Below are 15,823 nucleotides of genomic sequence, written 5' to 3' on the forward strand. Positions count from 1 at the left end.
ATTATGTTTAATCTTTAACTAAAACGTGTGAATACATTAAGTTACAAAACTGTTTCAGCGAACAAAGCTACTGCAAATAAAGAATGGGTTGTGGTAGACGCTGAAGGACAGCCGTTAGGAAGACTAGCTTCTACGGTTGCAAAGATTTTGAGAGGTAAGCACAAAACGAATTACACACCTCACGTAGATTGTGGTGACAACGTAATCGTTTTGAATGCTGGGAAAGTTACTCTTTCAGGAAACAAGTGGAACGATAAGACTTACATCTGGCATACAGGTTACCCTGGTGGACAGAAGTCTATGACAGCTCTTGAACTTCAGAAAAAAGATTCTTTAAAAGTATTGGAAAAATCTGTAAAAGGTATGCTTCCAAAAAACAGATTAGGATCTGCATTGCTTAAAAACCTTTATTTATATGAAGGAACTGAGCACAAGCACGAAGCTCAACAGCCGAAAACAATTAATGTTAACGAATTTAAATAATTAAATTATGTCTATAGTTCACAAAATCGGAAGAAGAAAAACTTCTGTAGCAAGAGTTTACGTAAAGCCAGGAACTGGTGTGATTACAGTAAACGGTAAAGAGGCTGCAACTTATTTCTCTACAGACGTGATGGTTTACAAATTAAACCAGCCGTTCATCCTTTCTGAAACTGTTGGTCAGTACGACGTTACCGTAAATGTTTTCGGTGGTGGTAATACAGGTCAGGCAGAGGCTATCAGATTGGGTATTTCCAGAGCTCTATGCGAAATCAATGCTGAATTCAGATTATCTTTAAAGCCAGCTGGTTTACTTACAAGAGACGCAAGAATGGTGGAAAGAAAGAAACCAGGTCAGAAAAAAGCAAGAAAGAGATTCCAGTTCTCAAAACGTTAAGATTTGCTGCTGGCGAATGGCTTCTGGCTATTGGCTACAGGAATTTATTAAATTTTATTTAAACTTAATCCCGGCGAAAAGCCAATTGCCAAAAGCAATCAGCCAAACGCCAATTGCCCGTTATGTTTAGCATCCAAACGCTTCTCCCATCTAAAGAATGCGTTGATTGTTTAAAAAGCGGAAAGTAAACTAACAAAAAACAAAAACATGGCAAAAGCAAATGTAAAAGACCTTCTAGAGGCTGGCGTACACTTCGGTCACATGACCAGAAAGTGGAACCCAAATATGGCTCCATACATTTTCATGGAGAAAAACGGTATTCACATTGTAGACTTACATAAAACAGCTGTTAAATTGGATGAAGCTTGTAACGCTTTAGAAAAATTAACTTCTGCAGGTAAAAAAGTTCTTTTCGTAGCTACTAAAAAGCAGGCGAAAGAGGTAGTTGCTAAGCACGCTGCTGAACTTAATATGCCTTATATTACTGAAAGATGGCCAGGTGGTATGCTTACAAACTTTGTAACTATCAGAAAGGCTGTAAAGAAGATGAACTCTATCGACAAAATGAAAAAAGACGGTACGTTCGAAACTTTATCTAAAAAAGAAAGATTACAAGTTGACAGACAAAGAGCTAACTTAGAGAAAAACTTAGGTTCTATCTCAGACATGGTGCGTCTTCCTTCTGCAATCTTCGTTGTAGATATCATGAGAGAACACATTGCTGTAACTGAAGCTAAGAAATTAGGTATCCCTGTTTTCGGTATTGTTGATACAAACTCTGACCCAAGAAAAGTAGATTTCGTTATCCCAGGAAACGATGATGCTTCTAAGTCTATTGATATGATTTTGAGCGTTGTTTCAGAATCTATCAAAGAAGGTCAGACTCAGAGAAAAGCTGATAAAGAAAAATCTAAAGAAGATGGTGAAGTAGTTTCTGCTGATAAAGATGCAGACTTCGACGCTGAATAATTGAAGATTATCTTTAAAATATTAAAACCGCAGATTTTTGTCTGCGGTTTTTTTGTGTTGATAAATAATTCTTTTAGTGATTAGAACTGCGAATATTTGAGTTAAATTGCTCCATCGGAGCAAAATCTGTGTGGAAAAAAGCGTTCTTGCGATAGGCGCGTTCCGTAGGAACATTATCTCTGATCCTAATCAAACTTGACAAAAATTAATTTGTGATCGTTATAGAATACGACGTGCTCACAAACTTCGTATTCTGATACACCGCCTTGCAAACCATTCCCGATAAATTGTATTTCTGATTTTTTGGAACCATGGTACTTCCAATCTTCCCCGACGGAATCGGGATTTTTTTGAAAAAATTGGGGCCGCTTACTGTTAAAACCATGTTGCAGGCCGATTTATTTTCGACACTGATGGATGTTTCTGGCTTTCCTTCCGAACCATTCAGCAAATCTTCCAAAACTTTTGCAGTTTCAGGTTTATGGGTTTTCATAAGTTGCTCAAATTCTGTTTCGGTCTGCCTGATAACGACAGGCGCAGATGTTTTTGTAGAATTTGTCCGGACTGTTTTCTGCACAGAATGCCTTTTTTCACATCCTATGATGGAAAGTAATATTAATACAGCAAAAAGATTCTTCATTGAATTAAATAAAGATTAAAGCTAAATAATTTAATTTGTTTTACCTTAAATTTAATGTGAAATAATAATCTTTTCGTCAACTCATCAGAACTGCTTTTTACTCTCAGCATATAAGTTCTTTCAGAAATTGATGAAACATTAATCTCCAAACGGTTTGAAACTACGTGATCTGATTTTTGAAGCATAATTCTTCCGCTCATATCTAAAATATGATAATTTACATCGGTTTCTTAAATTCAACATAAACGTATTGATTGTCGGCAAGGGATAAAATATAATGTCCTTTTCTGATTTCTTATTATTGAATTAAAATCAGGTAAACTTCGCTAATAATATCGATTTAAGAAAATAGAATTTAAAACCTTTTCACAATGGGCATTGCGAAAGGGTAGATATTTTAATTTTTTTATTAAGAAATTACTTCCTCTTTTTAGCGCTTTTCTTTTCCTTAGGAGGTGGTGTTTTCTTTACTTCTGGCTGTAACTCTTCTTTTTTAACGGTTTCCGGATTGCTGAGGATGATAACTGCTCCTTTTGTAAACTGCTTTACACTTTTGTAAGGTACATCGCAGACATTTCCAGACAAAGTGTATGTATCCTTGTCTAAAACCAGCGAGTTTTCACTTTTTGCAGGTACGGGAAGATTATAGAATTTTTTACCCGAAATTTCCAACACAAGGTTGCAGTCTGAATTGTTTTTAAGTAGTAAAATAACCTCGTTGCTGGCGATGTCCTGATTAAAAATGGCATTCAGAAGTTGTGTTGTTTTCTGTTTGTGTTCTTCATGTGTTTCAGCTAAAAGTTGTTTAAAGACAGCTTCAGACTCAGGAGAATTTTTTTTAAAAGAGTTTTTGGATGGCAAATCAAGAATCACGGGTCTGGCAGCCATCGGTTTTGCATTTTTTCTGCCTTTTACCCAATCAGCATTTTTGAGGGCGATAACGCGTTGCTTTAAAACCCGTCTTTTAGGATCTTCAGGATGTGCTTTTGAAATGTATTCTTCAATCTCAGCAATATTTGTACTGTTTAAAATATTGTCTCTGTGTTCATTAGAGACACAGGACTGAATGGTGAGACCGAAGAAAACAAGGGGGAACAAAATTTTCTTCATCACATTGTGCTTTTTATTTTATTCTGAATTTTATATAAGTAATCGTTTTTCCTTTTGCCGAAAAAAGTTCTTCATAATAAGTTTTGATGTCTCTTAGATGCGGAGTATTCGGGTCATATTCTGCAGCTCCGTAGATATCGTGGTGGGCAGAAATAATTTCATGTCCTGCACCTTGCAGATAGCCTAAAGTATATCCATGCAAAAACTCAGAATCTGTTTTTAAATGAACGATTCCGCCCGGCTTGAGGAATTTTTTATAACGCTCCAGAAAATCGGGGTGGGTGAGTCTGTGTTTGGTTCTGCGGTATTTAATTTGCGGATCGGGGAAAGTAATCCAGATTTCATCTACTTCATTTTCAGCAAAATAATGTTCTACCAGCTCAATCTGACTTCTGAGAAAACCTACGTTGCGCATATTGTTTTCTACGGCTTCTTTCGCACCAAACCAGAATCTTGCACCTTTGATGTCGATACCAATGAAATTTCTGTCAGTAAAAGTTTTAGCTAAACCTACAGAATATTCACCTTTTCCACATCCTAATTCCAAAACAATAGGATTGTCGTTTTTAAAAAAATCTTTATTCCAGTTTCCCTTCAGCGGAAAACCGTTTAAAGCTTCCTCTCTTGTGGGTTGAACGACGTTCGGAAGTGTTTTGTTTTCTGCAAATCTTGCTAATTTATTTTTACCCATGTTTCAATTTTCAAAGGTGCAAAAATACAAAAAAAGAGACAGCAAGCGTCTCTTTTCGTTGATATTAAGGTTTTAATGTAAATTATTTCGAACTTCCCAGCGCTACCATAATCGGTTTCTGGATGGTTTTCTGTGAAGCATACTGCGCTCCGCAAACGATGCTGGTAAATAAATAGTTGCCTTTTGCTACCACCACAGAATTATCGTCATGTGCAGGAACTGCAAGTCTGTATTTTGTGTTTCCAATACCTTCCATTCTTACAATGATATTACAGTCTGATTTATTTTCGATCATTACAATTGCCTCTTTGGAATTCGGGTCGTTATCAAAAAGAGAGTTCAGGATTTTCACTGTTTTATCTTTATGTTCAGCAGAGCTCATTCCCATCAGCATATTAAATTCATCCGCTTCAGTATCTGCGATGACAGCTGCTTTAGAATTTGCTGGGGTAGCGGTTACATAAACATTCTGACGGTTACTTTTGGTATAGTTTACGGGAACTTTATTTGAAGCCAGAATCGCGCGGTATTTTGCAATTTGTTTATCCTTGATTTTCTGATTAAACTCCTCAAAAGTAATTTTTGTAGAAGGTTTTCTTTTCAGCATAGCCAAATCTTCCTGCATTTCTTTTACCTTTTTGTCATTGGGATCTGCTGCTGCGCTGATGTATTCTTTCATCATCTCCATCACTCTTGGCTTCAGGATTACTCTTTTGGGATCATCGGGATGGGCATCTCTCAGAAAGGCGTTGATTTCATAGATATTTTTACTCTTGAGTATATTGCTGTAATCTTTTCCTTTTCTCTGTGCCGATACTCCTGCGAAAGATAAAGTCAAAAGAAAAATTAAAAGGTTCTTCATGTGCTTGAATGATTTTTTGCTTTAATTTCTGTCAAAAATAAGTATTTTAAAAGAAACAGATATTTAATAACAACAGCAGGGAAATCTTAAATTTAACCTTAGCGTTTGTTAATCAGTCTTTTGATGCTTGATTGATTTGATTTTAATTAAAGTTTTTATTGATTTTATTGGTTTTGATTTTTAAAATTTAAAAATGTTAAAACCTGAATCTGTTTTAGTTCTTAATAATATCCTGTAAATTAGAATTTTTCAATCTTCGCTGATAAATCGGAACATACTTTTCTATCGGCATTTTTACTGCATCAAAATTTCCTGTCTGGACGTAAACTTCAATATTTTCTGAAGTGTAAACAAACTGCAGGAAGTTATCAATAAGGTTTTCAGGAATTTTGAATCTTGTGAAATACTCTGTGCCCAAAACATTTTTGATCTGAGTAACCGAAGAATTCATTCTTTCGTAAGCTACATAACGCTGTTTTTTCTTTCGCTCACCGGAAAGAATATCAAAAATACTTTCGATGCTGAATGTAAGCCCGCCATCGCGAAAGCCTGCAACAGGAAGTTCGGGAGGGGAGCCATCACCTTTTGGCTCGGGAAGTCCGATCACTTTTTTCAAAGCATATTTTTTATCTTCCTTTCGGATAGAATTAACGTCAAATCTTAGATTTCCGGTAGGTCTGAATCTGCTGATGACAACCTCCTGAATATCGTAATAGGCAATCATCAACTCTACAAGATTATTTCCCGAAAGCATGTTGGGCGTAATTTTAATATCTTTTCTTTCGGTAACGATACTTGTGAATCTTACTACATCTCCAGGGCTTGCAGATAACTGAAAATTACCGTTATAGTTGGCCAGTACAGTCTGCATGGTCTTCAAATTGGTAACGTAAACCTGATTAAGGTACATCTGCGAATTGTCTCTTAAAAAAACTTCACCGGAATATATTTGTGCATTGATCTGAGCAATAAAACCCAAAATCAAAAGAGTAAAAAACTTCTTCATATAATGTTGCAAAATTACATAACATTATATTTATTTTTTGCCTTTTACCGTGAGAATACGGGTTAAAGTTGTATTAAACTTTCAGCAATACTGTTAAATTATTGTTATTTAGAAAGTTTTATCTGTCCCAAAGACTGTCGTTTCGGTTTTTTACAAGCAACCAGCTCGAATATTTAACGTTGACAATTTTATTTTCCGTCCATGAAATAAAATACCAGTACGTGGCGGTAGAAACGTGTCTTCCTCTCACCATCCCGTCCCAGGTAAATTTATTCTGCGGAGTTCCGCGGAACTGTTCTGCTCCGTATCTGTCGAAGATTCTGAAAACAAGATTTTCTTTATTCATCAGCGCAGAATAATCTATCACATCATTTACAGAGTCACCATTCGGAGTTATAGTGTTAATTAAATTGATAATCACAAAGGTCTGCTGCACTACCTCACACTGCTGATAATCACGCACATAAACCGTGTGGTTTCCAGTAGGCACTTCCTTGAAAACATTGGAAGACTGCCAGTTGAAACCGTCGAGAGAATATTCGTAGGGAGGAGTTCCGCCAGTCGCTGTGACAGTTACCGTTGTACCGTTGATATCCAGTGAGGTGATGATAAGCGGTGAAGATTCAGATACACTCACAAACTGTCTGTAGGTGCACCCATCAAAAGTAAGTTCAACCCAATAATTACCTGCCGGAACGTTGGAAATACTTGGTGTGGTTGCTCCCGTACTCCAGTTGTAGGAAGTAAAACCCGATCCGGCGTCCAATGTAGTGGTAGCTTTCGGACAGACTGTTTTGTCGGCAAGAATATCAGATTTTTTCGGAATTTTAACTGTTAATGTTAAACTTCCAACGGAAGGACACTGACCGGCTTTTTCAAATCTGATATAGAAGGTCTGCGTTCCGGTAAGATTTACCGAATTATTTATAGCTCCTGTATCATTATTGGCATCTGCCAAAGTTCCATGGAAGGAAATATTAACTCCAGGATCTGTGGTGAATTGCGGAACAAAAAGATTTAAGTTTACAACTTTTACTCCATCGGTATCATCATCGCAATAAAAAGTGCTGAGCGAAGTTTTGAGCAAAGGAACTTTTCCGCCGACAACAAAATTTATATCATCGATTACGGCAGCGCATCCATCGGGAGATTCTACTCGAATGTAAAGTGTAGTATTTGTACTGTAGCTCCAGTTGTTTGGAAGGTTATTATTAAGTCCCAAATTAGCTTCTGTCAATGTAGTGTAATATTTCACATTTGTAAAATATGTAGGATTACTCACCACCAACAGCGTAACATCAGATAAAACCACATTCACAATACCGTCTAAATTTTCATCACAGAAGGCATTAACATTCAGAGGATTGATGACAGCTACTGGAAAAAAATTCAGTGTTATCTGAGCAATTCCCTTACAGCCTGAGGTGTTTTTTATTAAGGCATAAACAACTGTACCATTGGTGGCTGAGTAATTCGTAGCAGATGTAATTTGTGCAGGTAAATTTTCGTTCTGAGCATCGGCAAGATTGGTAAAATAGTTCACAGTAATATTGCTGCCTGTACTTACATTCGCCTGTGTAAGATTAAATGTTCCCTGGCCGTTTACATTGCATGAGGTTAATGTTGTGTTATTAAAAGCAAATGCGGGAATATTTACTGTAACGGTTACCGTCTCACAATCCGGGAAGTTTGGATCATTTCCGCAGAAGGTATATGAAAAAGTATCTGTTCCTGCTGTACCTGGAGAGGTAGCAGTGTAAGTAATGATTCCAGTTGTTGTATTTAAGGCGACAGTTCCCAAAGCAGGTTGAGTTACAATGGAAACCGTTGACGCTACCGGAGTTTGTGTTGAACTTGAGAAAGTTGGAGTAAATATTTTGGTACTACAAACAGTTTGGCTTTCACTGGTGAGCTTTGTACAGTTTTGTACAGGAACTGGCACGGAAACCAAAGGTGCACAACTTCCCATCGTTACTGAAACGGTGTAATTTCCTGATTGTGTCGGCGAATATGACGTTCCGTTTGCTCCAGGAATCGCTGTTCCGTTTCTAAACCATTGATAGGTGTCATAAATAATAGGATCTACCGTGAGCACAACTCCGGGAATACATGTGCCGGATTTTAAAATAACCGGTTGGGTAGGAAATCCTGCAAAGAAACCTCCGTAGCCAACAGCATCACTTCCGGCATTGATTCCAGCTGTAATTGCTTTTGTAGAAAGAATGGTAAGTGTTCCCGTTACGTTTGGAATGCCATAAGTTACCCAGCTGGAAGTTCCTGTCATGGTGAAAGGGCCTGTTCCTGCTGGTGGTGGAACTCCGTTGATGGTAACAACAGCATCTCTTTCGGTAATTAAATTTAATTTTGTTGGAATATTAAGTATGCCCGAAGGATTTACTCCTGTATGAACGAAATTTTCATTGATAAATCCGAGCTCATTGATCTGTTTCGGAAGATAACAGTTTAGTGCCGGAATAAAATTGAAACCTCCGGTTGCCACTTCATCAGCTGCAGAAGAATTTCCGGCTAACATTTGGTAGACGTAAGCGTTTTTACTGGTTTTTAAGTATAAATTATAATGTCCTGAACCCTGCAAAATATATTTTGAACTGGGAACGACGTAATACTGTCCGATATTCAGTGTTGCAACAGGAGGTATTTCATTATTTACATAAACAAGTGTATTGTTTTCTGTGGCAATTACAAGTGCGCCTTCCATGTTCGAGCCGATGCTTCCGTTTCCTTTTACGAGGGCAAATTCACTTCCGAGACGGCTTACAGGAACAGACTGATCCATCAGAATATCAGAACTCAGCGGAATATTTCCTGCATACTGTCCGTTGAAGTTTCCATTGGTTACATTGACCGGTTTGGTTGACTGTATTTTAGCCCCAATAAAACCATCCCAGTTTCCTGCAATAGTTCCGTTTCCGTCTATAATGTAGGACTGACCTTTATTTAAAGTGAAACTCAGGGTAGGATTGGTAACCGCAGTAGTTCCGTTGGAGAACTGTACCGTATTTTTATACCCCGATATGGTAACCTGTGTATTGTCTTCTGTCGCCAAAACACTTGTCATAAAGTTGAGAATTCCGTTACTGACTGTTATCGGAGCGGTCGCAACATGGAAAGTTGTTCCGGTGGAGGGAATTCCTTTAGAAGTGATAATTTCTCCGTGATTAAATACAGAAAATCTTAAGTTGGCATAAAAGGGAAATTCTGCTTTCAGATATAAACCTTTTGTAGAAGTGGTAAATAAGTCTGACTGCACTGTTGTGATGATATAATTTCTTAAAACATCAAACTTCTGGGGATTATTTTTGCTGATGATAACTGTACCGATTACAGTATTGTTGTTATAAATGGTAACAGGAAAGGGTGTCGTTCTGCTGGTTGAAAGATATAAAGTCTGGTAAGGATTCGGGTTTCCTGTACGGTCTACCATCGGTGCAAACCAATGCTCACGGTCAAGCTGTGCCAGCGAAACGGAATATATGAAGATTAAAAGAAAAAAGGATAGAATTTTCTTCATCAGAGATACGGTTTCTACAAATTTAATAATTAATTTTTATTAATTGTTTAAAATAACGCAAAAAACCACAGCCAAATGACTGTGGTTTTTAATTATTGATGAAAATTAAGTATTATTCTCTGTTTTTTACAAGAACCCATCCTGAGAATTTCACAGGAGTTTGAGTTCTGTTGTTTTCGTTCCAGGAAATGCTGAACCAGTAATTTCCGGTAGAGATTCTCTTACCACCAACTGTTCCGTCCCATTTGTACCCTTTGTCTTTGTTACCTTCAAAGATTTGTACACCGTAACGGTCGAAGATTGAGAAGGTAAGATTAGGTTTATGAGCCAGTGAAGAGTAATCAAGAACATCATTTACACCGTCATTATTTGGCGTAATTACGTTGATGATGTTAGGTATTGTAATATTCACCTGCTGTGGTACACAGTTAAAACTGTCTTTCACATAAACTGTTATATCACCTCTCGGTAGATCAGGGAAAACATTAGAATCCTGCCACTTGATATTGTCAATTGAATATTGATATGGAGCAGTTCCACCTGTAACCTGTACTGTAATGGTTGTACCTGATACTTCAATATTTGTAACTACGGGCTGTTGCGTAGGATAAACCGTTACATTCTGCCTTGTGGTACAGTCACCTGTCTGCAGATCCACCCAATAATTACCAACAGTAACGTTGCTGATGGTCTGTGTAGTATCTCCGTTGCTCCACGTATATCCGTCGAAACCTGCTCCTGCATCCAGAGTGGTTCTGTCTTCAATACAGATTTCTTTATCTACTAAAACTGTAGAATATACAGGAGGAAGTACAATAAGAGTAATTACTGCAATTCTGTAACATCCGTTGGTATTGCTGACTCTCACATAAACTACTCCGTTTGGAGCAATATAATTATCGGGATCTGTAATTTCATTAGTCTGATTCTGAGCATCTGTTAAAGAAGGGTAGTATTTCTTAGATGTTCCGGTCTGAAGAGTTACGTTTGCCGCTGTAAGGTCAAATAATGCTGTAGAAACATTGGTGGGTAAAAAACAAGATCTCAGCGTAGCATTGGTAACTGTCGGACTTTCTGAGATCGTGAAAGTAAGTGTAATCTGCTCACAGTCTACGAATTCAGGGTCATTTCCACAGAATTTATAAGTGATTGTATCTGTCCCTACATAAGCGAAATTCGGAGTGTATCCTATTACACCGGTAGTAGGGTTAATGATTGCTGTTCCGTTTGTTGGAGGTGTTACGATTGTAACTGTTGAAGGTACATAAGTCTGTGTTGAACTCGTAAACTGAGGTACAATATTATAATAGCCCTCGCAAACCGTTTTTGCATCCGTAGTCTGCTGAAGACAGGTGAAAACTTTGTAAACAGGAGTTGTAGCAGGTACACAGGATCCAACTGTAATTCTCACAGTATAATTTCCTGCAATTGTTGGTGTATAAGAATAGGAATTGGCACCGGGAATAGGAACATCGTTTCTGAACCACTGATATGTATCATAACCGTCATCTACTTCCAAAACAAGCCCTGGAATACAGTCTCCAGTCTGCTTGGCAATTAATGGAATTGATGAGAAACCTGCAAAATATCCACCATAACCTGAAGTACTGTGACCTCCGTTAATCCCTGCAGTAACAGCTTTGTTAGATTGAATTGCAATATTTCCGTTGATGGGCTGAATGGCATACGTTACCCAGTTCGAGTTTCCGGTTAAAGGAAATGGTCCTTGTGCGGCTGTAGGTGTTAAAGGTGCACCTCCGTTCACAGTATATGTTACGGTGGCACCTACTTCGGTAAGGATATTTAGCTTAACAATCGTACCAGATGGTACAGCACTGGCACCTCCTGCTCCTGTAGGCATTTCTCCCACCTTACCAATCTCATCAATTTTTCTTGGCAGAAAACAGTTTAAAGGAGGTATATAATTAAAACCACAAGTTGCATTGTCATTATTTACCGATACAAGTTGATACAAATAAACATTCTTTGTAGTGCTGATATACATGTTCGGGTGTCCTCCAGGTTGAGTTATATAACTGCTTCCCGAAATTCTGTGCCATTGACCAGCATTTAAAGTCGCTGCAGGGGTGGCAGATCCGTTTAAATATACTTCAGTATTATTTTCTGTAGCAATTACGATTCCTCCTTCCAGTTCTTGCGCTGTAGCAGACCTTGTTCTTACCATCGCAAATTCATTCCCTAATCTGCTAAGTGGAACAGACTGGTCTAAGATGATATCGGTACCGGATGAAGTTGTAGCACCAAAATTTCCTGTTACGTTCCCGTTTGTAAGGGTGATCGGCTTGGTAGCAACGATTTTTGCTCCCATGAACGGTGCTGCGGGACCAATCGTACCTGCAAAAATAAAAGACTGTCCTTTATTTAAAGTAAAGGTATGTGTATTGGTTGTTGGTGTTGCTCCCAGAAAAGTGATCGGAGTAATTGCGCTCCAAGTCGCTGTAACTGTGGTATTATCTTCTGTTGCTAAGACTCCTGCTGTAAAGTTGTCAGCGACACGACTGGTAACAGATGGAGTGTTCGCAACAAAAAACTCGGTTCCGATACCAGCTTTACCTTTGCTGGTCAAAACTTCAGCATGCTGTACGCTGTTGACCATTCTCAACGTACAGTAGAAAGGTTTTGTGCCATTGAGATATAAACCTTTATTGATAACAGTAAACGCCTCACCAGTATTTGTAGCTGCGATGTTTCCCGCGGGTACTATATAGGTCTGTGGACTGTTTTTGCTTATTGTTACTGTTCCCAAAACAGTATTATTGCTGTTTACCGTTACTGTCACGGGTGTCACAGAATCTGTAGAAAGATAAAGTGACTGTGCTGTAACAGATGTGGATGCATAATATGGTGCAATCCAGTGCTCTGTATCTCGCTGGGCAAACAAATTAACCGAGGAGATCATTAGTAGTAGAATTAGTAGAAATTTTTTCATAAGCAGAATTAGGATTTTCGCAAAAATAATGAATTTTTTGTAATGATATGTTTTTAATTTTATATAAGTCGAGATTAAAATTGAATTTTTAGGTTTAATGCTTAAACATGATTGTAAATAAGATAGAATGAACTCAAAGTATATTTTAAATAAAGTTTATTATACTATAACAGAAATTAATTTCATCGAGCATTAATATCTTAAAAAACGAACCATTAAAAAATGCCGTGGTTAAAAAACCACGGCATTTAATTTTTCAGAGAATTTATTTATTATTCCCGGTTCTTAACTAATATCCAACCAGTGTATTTGATTGAAGTTTTCTGTGCATTAGGCTCATTCCAGTTGATGTGATACCAGTAAGTTCCGGTTACCACGCCTTTTTCAAAGAATTTGCCATCCCATTTATAGTTGTTGAATTTGTCTCCTGTAAAGATTTTGTTACCATATCGATCGTAAATAACAAAGCTTAGGTTTTCTTTGTATTTCAAAGCGCTGTAATCTATAAAATCATTTACATTATCTCCATTAGGTGTGATTGCGTTGATCAGATTCGGAACCGTAACTTCTACTGCCACCGGAGCACAGTTATAAGAATCTTTCACATAGAAAGTATGCTGCCCTCTGGAAAGACCAGTAAATACATTAGAATCCTGCCATGTCGTTGTTCCGTCTACCGCATATTTGTAAGGTGCTTTACCGCCGCTGATATTTACAGTAGCTGTTGTATTGTTGATATCAATTGAGGTGATAACGGGCTCCTGAGCTTTGATTACTCTCACAAACTGCTGTACAAAACATCCGTTGTTTTCAAGTTTTACCCAATATTCTCCTACCGGAACTCCAAGAATAGATGAGGTAGTTGCTCCAGTATTCCATAAATAACTGCTGTAGCCTGGGCCTGCATCCAGATCTGTTCTTCCGTCAATACAAATGACTTTGTCTACCAGTTGTGCTGACTTCTTGATCGGAATAGCAATCAGCGTAATTTTTGCATTTGCTTTACAGCCTTCCGGTGTGGTAACTTTTACATAAACAAAGCCTCCTGCAGAAAGGTATGCCGTTGGATCTGTAATAATATTTTGATTCGTATTAAGATCGTTAAGTGTTGGATAATATGTTTTAGTAACACCATTGTAATCAATAACATTTGCACTTGTTAAATCAAAACTTGCTTTATCAGTATACTGACAGGCTGTTAAGGTTTTATCATTTACGACAAATGGAACTAATGTGAGATTAAGAGTGATCTTTTCACAGTCTACAAATTCTGCTGCATTCCCGCAAAACTGATAAACGATGGTGTCTGGTCCTAAATATCCAGCTGTAGGCACATAAGTTATTACTCCCGTTGAAGGATTAATTGTAGCCGTACCATGAGTAGGCTGTGTAATTATGGTAACGGTACCAGCCACCGGCGTTTGGGTAGAACTTGAGAAAGCTGGAATAATCGTTGTCGATCCGCAGATGTTTAAATTTTTTACGGTTTGCTTTAAACATGTAAACACTTTGTAAATTGGTGTTGTCAATGGTGGGCATGTTCCCATTGTTACCGTAACTGTATAGTTTCCTGCTGCTGTCGGTGTATAAGTATTGGCAGTTGCTCCTGAAATGGCAACGCCGTTAAGGTACCATTGATATGTGTCGTAGCCACTGTCAACCTCAAGAATAATACCCGGAATACAGTCTCCTGTTTGCTTTGCGATTACAGGAACTGAATTAAAGCCTGCAAAGAAGCCACCATATCCCGCCGAGCTGTAACCTCCATTCACACCGGCGGTAACTGCCTTGTTAGACTGGATTGTTAAGTTACCTGTAATTCCCGGAATATCGTAGGTAACCCAGTTTGTATTTCCCAAAAGCGCGTACGGCCCTTGTGCTGCTGTCGGAGTAATCGGTGCTCCGCCGTCGACGCTGTAAGTTACAGTTGCTCCTGCTTCGGTAATAATATTAAGTTTTAAAAGAAACGTAGATGTTGGAGTACCAGAGCCGCTGGCACTTGTCGGCATTTCTGTGATCTTTCCAATCTCTTCGATTTTTCTAGGCAAGAAGCAGTTCAATGGTGGGATATAATTGTAGCCACCATTATTTCTTGTATTCATATTTCCTGACACAAATTGATACAGGTACGCATTTTTAGTAGTTCTCACATAAATATTGTAGTGACTGGAGGTACCCTGTTGCACATATCCGGAATCCAGTATTCTATAAAAATCTCCTTCGTTAAGAGTTGCCACTGGAGTTAAACCATTATTTAAGTAAACTTCTGTATTATTTTCAGTTGCTATTACAAGACCGCCCTCCATGTTGTATCCCGTACCATGTGCGCCTAATGTTCTGATCATAGCAAATTCTTTCCCCAAACGGTCTATAGGTACAGATTGGTCTAAGATTAAGTCGGAACCGTCTGTTCCACTTCCGTTTGCATAAAAACCATTAGAATTTCCGTTGGTTACAGAAACTGGCTTATCAGCAGAGATTTTTGCTCCAATGAATCCTGTGTGATTGGCAGATGTGCCAGCTGTTCCGGCAAGGATGTAAGATTGTCCCTTATTAAGCGTGAATGTGATATTGCCGGTAGCAGTACCATTATTGATGAAGTTTACTGCCGGATCAAAACCTGATACTGTTACTGCAGTGTTGTTTTCAGTAGCCATAATTCCCGTCGTAAAATTATAACTAGAAACAGTAGTGTTGGTTATAGGCGCATTTGCTGCATAGAAAATTTTTCCGATACCTGCTTTTCCTTTGGAAGTTAAAATCTCGCCATGTGAACCATTATAAATTCTCAAGGTTAAAAAATATCCTTTATCACCTTGTGTATAAATACCTTTATTGATTGGCACAAAAGCATCTGCAGGAGTTGAAACTTCAACAATATCAGTTGATGCCGTCGGAATATTAAAGTACTGAGGGTTACCTTTAGAAATTGTTACTGCGCCGATCTGTACATTATTGCTATAAATTTTCACCTCAAAAGGTGTGGTCTGATCAGTTGAAAAATACAAGCCATGATTATATGAAGTTGAGGAACTATCATAAAACGGTGCGATCCAATGCTCTGTATCTTTTTGGGCAAACAGACTGGTGAACGTCAGAAACACTAATGCAAAACTTAGTAGAAATTTTTTCATAGGAATTGGAATTAGGATTTCTACAAAAGTAACATAAAATTTTAAGATATAA

The 15,823-nt window shown here is 38.0% G+C and carries 11 protein-coding genes and 1 pseudogene; 3 read left to right on the plus strand and 9 right to left on the minus strand.

What is annotated here, in order from left to right:
- The first annotated feature begins 27 nt into the window (after positions 1–27).
- The 3 genes from rplM (at position 28) to rpsB (ending at position 1,846) form a co-directional block, all read left to right on the plus strand.
- Positions 28–483 (plus strand): 50S ribosomal protein L13, encoded by a 456-nt coding sequence (gene rplM / locus NG809_RS11780; RefSeq protein ID WP_056075141.1) that lies wholly within the window; start codon positions 28–30, stop codon positions 481–483.
- 7 nt (positions 484–490) lie between these two features.
- Positions 491–877 (plus strand): 30S ribosomal protein S9, encoded by a 387-nt coding sequence (gene rpsI / locus NG809_RS11785; protein ID WP_262150860.1) that lies wholly within the window; start codon positions 491–493, stop codon positions 875–877.
- Between the two features lie 207 nt (positions 878–1,084).
- A complete protein-coding gene (gene rpsB, locus NG809_RS11790) occupies positions 1,085–1,846 on the plus strand; it encodes a 30S ribosomal protein S2 (RefSeq protein ID WP_262150862.1) in 762 nt (253 codons plus the stop codon).
- Between the two features lie 205 nt (positions 1,847–2,051).
- On the opposite strand, the gene NG809_RS11795 is transcribed toward rpsB, so the two are convergent.
- From NG809_RS11795 to NG809_RS11830, 9 genes and pseudogenes are all read right to left on the minus strand, one after another.
- On the minus strand, positions 2,052–2,486 hold the full coding sequence (locus NG809_RS11795) for a DUF6759 domain-containing protein (protein WP_262150864.1): 435 nt from the start codon (positions 2,484–2,486) through the stop codon (positions 2,052–2,054).
- Positions 2,483–2,701: pseudogene (locus tag NG809_RS18430) on the minus strand (hypothetical protein); the annotation flags it as partial. The pseudogene NG809_RS18430 and the gene NG809_RS11795, both read right to left, overlap by 4 nt.
- A 202-nt stretch (positions 2,702–2,903) precedes the next feature.
- Positions 2,904–3,596, minus strand: coding sequence for a DUF6759 domain-containing protein (locus NG809_RS11800; RefSeq protein ID WP_262150866.1), 693 nt, complete (start codon positions 3,594–3,596; stop codon positions 2,904–2,906).
- A 13-nt stretch (positions 3,597–3,609) separates the two neighbouring features.
- Entirely contained in the window at positions 3,610–4,287 is a 678-nt protein-coding gene (trmB, locus tag NG809_RS11805; RefSeq protein ID WP_262150869.1) for a tRNA (guanosine(46)-N7)-methyltransferase TrmB, read from the minus strand.
- An 82-nt stretch (positions 4,288–4,369) separates the two neighbouring features.
- A complete protein-coding gene (locus NG809_RS11810) occupies positions 4,370–5,149 on the minus strand; it encodes a DUF6759 domain-containing protein (RefSeq protein WP_262150871.1) in 780 nt (259 codons plus the stop codon).
- Positions 5,150–5,363: 214 nt separating this feature from the next.
- Complete coding sequence (locus NG809_RS11815; protein WP_262150873.1) at positions 5,364–6,155, minus strand: hypothetical protein; 792 nt, start codon at positions 6,153–6,155, stop codon at positions 5,364–5,366.
- A gap of 118 nt (positions 6,156–6,273) precedes the next feature.
- On the minus strand, positions 6,274–9,687 hold the full coding sequence (locus NG809_RS11820) for a T9SS type B sorting domain-containing protein (protein WP_262150876.1): 3,414 nt from the start codon (positions 9,685–9,687) through the stop codon (positions 6,274–6,276).
- A 112-nt stretch (positions 9,688–9,799) separates the two neighbouring features.
- Positions 9,800–12,637, minus strand: coding sequence for a T9SS type B sorting domain-containing protein (locus NG809_RS11825; protein WP_262150878.1), 2,838 nt, complete (start codon positions 12,635–12,637; stop codon positions 9,800–9,802).
- A gap of 272 nt (positions 12,638–12,909) precedes the next feature.
- Positions 12,910–15,771, minus strand: coding sequence for a T9SS type B sorting domain-containing protein (locus NG809_RS11830; RefSeq protein ID WP_262150880.1), 2,862 nt, complete (start codon positions 15,769–15,771; stop codon positions 12,910–12,912).
- Positions 15,772–15,823 lie beyond the last annotated feature (52 nt).

Source organism: Chryseobacterium foetidum, from assembly GCF_025457425.1.
In the GTDB taxonomy this organism is placed as follows: Bacteria; Bacteroidota; Bacteroidia; order Flavobacteriales; family Weeksellaceae; genus Chryseobacterium; species Chryseobacterium foetidum.

What these genes read in the sequence shown, in the direction of transcription:
- NG809_RS11795 (WP_262150864.1), bottom strand. Translation starts at nt 2,486, where the DNA reads ATGAAGAATCTTTTTGCTGTATTAATATTACTTTCCATCATAGGATGT.
- trmB (WP_262150869.1), bottom strand. Translation starts at nt 4,287, where the DNA reads ATGGGTAAAAATAAATTAGCAAGATTTGCAGAAAACAAAACACTTCCG.
- rpsB (WP_262150862.1), top strand. Translation starts at nt 1,085, where the DNA reads ATGGCAAAAGCAAATGTAAAAGACCTTCTAGAGGCTGGCGTACACTTC.
- NG809_RS11825 (WP_262150878.1), bottom strand. Translation starts at nt 12,637, where the DNA reads ATGAAAAAATTTCTACTAATTCTACTACTAATGATCTCCTCGGTTAAT.
- NG809_RS11810 (WP_262150871.1), bottom strand. Translation starts at nt 5,149, where the DNA reads ATGAAGAACCTTTTAATTTTTCTTTTGACTTTATCTTTCGCAGGAGTA.
- NG809_RS11815 (WP_262150873.1), bottom strand. Translation starts at nt 6,155, where the DNA reads ATGAAGAAGTTTTTTACTCTTTTGATTTTGGGTTTTATTGCTCAGATC.
- NG809_RS11830 (WP_262150880.1), bottom strand. Translation starts at nt 15,771, where the DNA reads ATGAAAAAATTTCTACTAAGTTTTGCATTAGTGTTTCTGACGTTCACC.
- NG809_RS11820 (WP_262150876.1), bottom strand. Translation starts at nt 9,687, where the DNA reads ATGAAGAAAATTCTATCCTTTTTTCTTTTAATCTTCATATATTCCGTT.
- NG809_RS11800 (WP_262150866.1), bottom strand. Translation starts at nt 3,596, where the DNA reads ATGAAGAAAATTTTGTTCCCCCTTGTTTTCTTCGGTCTCACCATTCAG.
- rpsI (WP_262150860.1), top strand. Translation starts at nt 491, where the DNA reads ATGTCTATAGTTCACAAAATCGGAAGAAGAAAAACTTCTGTAGCAAGA.